We start from the raw sequence: 1,433 nt of genomic DNA, 5'->3' as shown, positions 1-1,433 counted from the left end.
CCAGCCGATCCAGGTGGGTGAGCCGTCGCTGGCGCACACCATCGAGATTTTGAAGGGTCTGCGGGACCGGTACGAGGCGCACCACCGCGTCTCCATCACCGACGCCGCGCTGGTGGCGGCGGCGACGCTGGCCGATCGGTACATCTCTGATCGGTTCCTGCCGGACAAGGCGATCGACCTGATCGATGAGGCGGGTGCGCGGATGCGGATCCGTCGGATGACGGCGCCGCCGGACCTGCGGGACTTTGATGAGCGGATCGCGCAGGTGCGTCGGGACAAGGAGTCCGCGATCGACGCGCAGGACTTCGAGCGGGCCGCGCAGTTGCGGGACACCGAGAAGCAGTTGTTGGGTCAGAAGGCGCAGCGGGAGAAGGAGTGGAAGGCCGGCGACCTCGATGTGGTGTCCGAGGTTGATGACGAGCAGATCGCTGAGGTGCTGGGCAACTGGACGGGTATTCCGGTCTACAAGTTGACCGAGGAGGAGACCTCGCGTCTGCTGCGCATGGAGGACGAGCTGCACAAGCGCGTCATCGGGCAGGAAGACGCGGTCAAGGCGGTGTCGAAGGCGATCCGCCGTACGAGGGCGGGGTTGAAGGATCCGAAGCGTCCGTCGGGGTCGTTCATCTTCGCCGGCCCGTCGGGTGTGGGTAAGACCGAGCTGTCCAAGGCGCTCGCGGAGTTCCTGTTCGGGTCCGAGGACGCGCTGATCCAGTTGGACATGTCGGAGTTCCACGACCGGTACACGGTGTCGCGGCTGGTGGGTGCCCCTCCCGGTTACGTCGGCTACGACGAGGGTGGGCAGCTGACCGAGAAGGTGCGGCGTCGGCCGTTCAGTGTGGTGCTGTTTGACGAGATCGAGAAGGCCCACCCGGACGTGTTCAACACGCTGTTGCAGATCCTGGAGGACGGCAGGCTCACCGACGGTCAGGGCCGGATCGTGGACTTCAAGAACACGGTCATCATCCTGACCACCAACCTCGGCACCCGCGACGTCGCCAAGGCCGTCTCGCTGGGCTTCCAGGCCTCGGAGGACTCCGAGTCGAACTACGACCGGATGAAGCAGAAGGTCAACGACGAACTCAAGCAGCACTTCCGGCCCGAGTTCCTCAACCGCATCGACGACACCATCGTCTTCCACCAGCTGCGCGAGAACGAGATCCTCTCGATCGTGGACATCATGATCTCCCGCATCGAGACGCAGCTGCGCAACAAGGACATGGGTCTGGAACTGACCGACAACGCCAAGAAGTACCTGGCGAAGAAGGGCTTCGACCCGGTACTCGGCGCACGTCCGCTACGCCGCACCATCCAACGCGACATCGAGGACAACCTCTCCGAACGGATCCTGTTCAACGAACTCACCCCAGGACAGATCGTCGTGGTCGACTGCGAAGGCGACCCGGAGAACATCGACAAATCCAAGCTCGTCTTCC

1 protein-coding gene is annotated in these 1,433 nt (G+C 63.8%); it reads left to right on the top strand.

Annotated elements, in window-relative coordinates:
- A partial coding sequence (locus Vse01_RS29105; RefSeq protein WP_204019283.1) for an AAA family ATPase occupies positions 1 to 1,433 on the top strand: 1,433 nt, incomplete at both ends.

The sequence above is a fragment of the Micromonospora sediminimaris genome (assembly GCF_016863575.1).
GTDB lineage: Bacteria > Actinomycetota > Actinomycetes > Mycobacteriales > Micromonosporaceae > Micromonospora > Micromonospora sediminimaris.
The sequence above is the reverse complement of the archived record's forward strand: the minus strand, read 5'-3'. Positions and strand labels throughout refer to the sequence as shown.